The following is a 1,544-nucleotide window of genomic DNA, read 5'->3' on the forward strand; positions in this document are numbered from 1 at the left end:
GCTCCATGCTGCCGGAATCGTCGATGACCATCACGATATCCTTGACCGGCTTTAGACCGCCGAAATTGAGTTCATATAGGAATTCCATCAATGTCCCCACGCCCAGCAGTATAACAACGGCCAGCGGGAGCAGCTTCCACGATAAGCCAAGGTAGCGCTGGCGCCACGACCAGCCGTTCAGTCTGGGGGAAATCATCTCCGCCAGCAGACAGCCGAGTCCCATGCCAAGCGCCACAATGGCAAAATAAAGGCCGATGACCAGAATGGAAGGCCATTCTCCAAGCAGACGGCCCAGCAGCAGCTCGCCTACACAAAAGGCGACCGCTCCGCCAATCAGACTGAACAAGAGGAGTAGCAGATTTAATTTTCGCTGCATTAATTCATCATCCTTTCGGGTAATACGGGTCCCTGATCCGGGGCCGTCTCGCCCCTAGCGCATAGCGGGAAGTGACTCTTCGTCCACGCCGTGCAGTTCATAGCCGTTCTGTAAATAAGTCTCATAATAGATCCGGCTGTTGCGGTAGTATAACAGGTCCTCCAGATGGAACCCGCCCATCAGGTTCAGCTTCTCCACGCCGCTGCGCCGCAGCTCATGGATATAGCCCAGCCGGTAGATGCGCGTCTTCTCGTCCGCAGAAAGCGCATAGCGCATAAATTCCGAGCCGCTGTCGCCGAAGAAATATTTTTCCTCATGCCGGTGCTCCTGGGTGTACTCGAAGAGACGGACATGGATGGCCGCCTCCTCTTCCAGCGAGCGGTACAGGCGCCGGAACAGCTCCTCTTTCGATAATACCTCCCGGTTGTCGTACGCCGCCGCGACATTTGCCCGCCGCAGCAGTTCTTCCTCAAAAGAAAGAGCAAAAGGCGCCGCCGTCAGAATTTCCCGGCCGCATACCTCGATCAGCCGTTCCAGCACCGTAACAATGCCCTGGTCCAGCAGGTCCGGCAAGCTTCCCATATACCGCTCGCTCACCAGGGCGCCGGAACCGCGCCGGGCTTCGATCTCGCCGATCACTTCGTCGGTAACGACGCGGTAATACTCCATAATGTTTCGGCCAATATCGCTTTCGGCCCGGCCGATGCTGTCCAGCGCCGCCGCCTTAAGCTCCTCCTCCAGCCGCTCCATCGTCTTCACCCGCTGGACGCTTGCCGAATGAAGCGACTCCAGCCCGGCTTCAAGGCGAGCGCACAGCGCAAGCTCGCTCTCCAGCAGCAGCAGCTCATACTTTGCGCCATAACCTTCGGCGAACAGATAATGGATGAAGTTCCGGACCGTCCGCTTATCCATCAGCGGCACCCGTTGAACAGGCAGGCGGTCCACACTGTCCCCGAACAGCAGCTCCAGTTCTTCCCGGGATGAGGCTATCGCCGCTCTGAGGCCGGCCATATGCTGGCGAAGCCCGTGCAGCACGCTGCCGGCATCGTCCCTGTCGGCGGTCCACTCCGCCAACTGGAAGAACGTGATTCCCGGATTTGCTCCATCTGATGCAGCTAGCAGCGGCGCCCATTCCCGCAGAGGATCGGCGGCTTCCAGCCGCTTAGCC

At 58.9% G+C, this 1,544-nt stretch carries 2 pseudogenes; both read right to left on the reverse strand.

The annotated features are described in order from the left end of the window. Positions 1-376, reverse strand: a pseudogene (locus L691_RS28160) (vWA domain-containing protein); the annotation flags it as partial. Positions 377-430: 54 nt separating this feature from the next. Continuing rightward, positions 431-1,544: pseudogene (locus L691_RS32565) on the reverse strand (transcription initiation factor TFIID); the annotation flags it as partial.

The sequence above is a fragment of the Paenibacillus zanthoxyli JH29 genome (assembly GCF_000520715.1).
Classification (GTDB): domain Bacteria; phylum Bacillota; class Bacilli; order Paenibacillales; family Paenibacillaceae; genus Paenibacillus_AQ; species Paenibacillus_AQ zanthoxyli.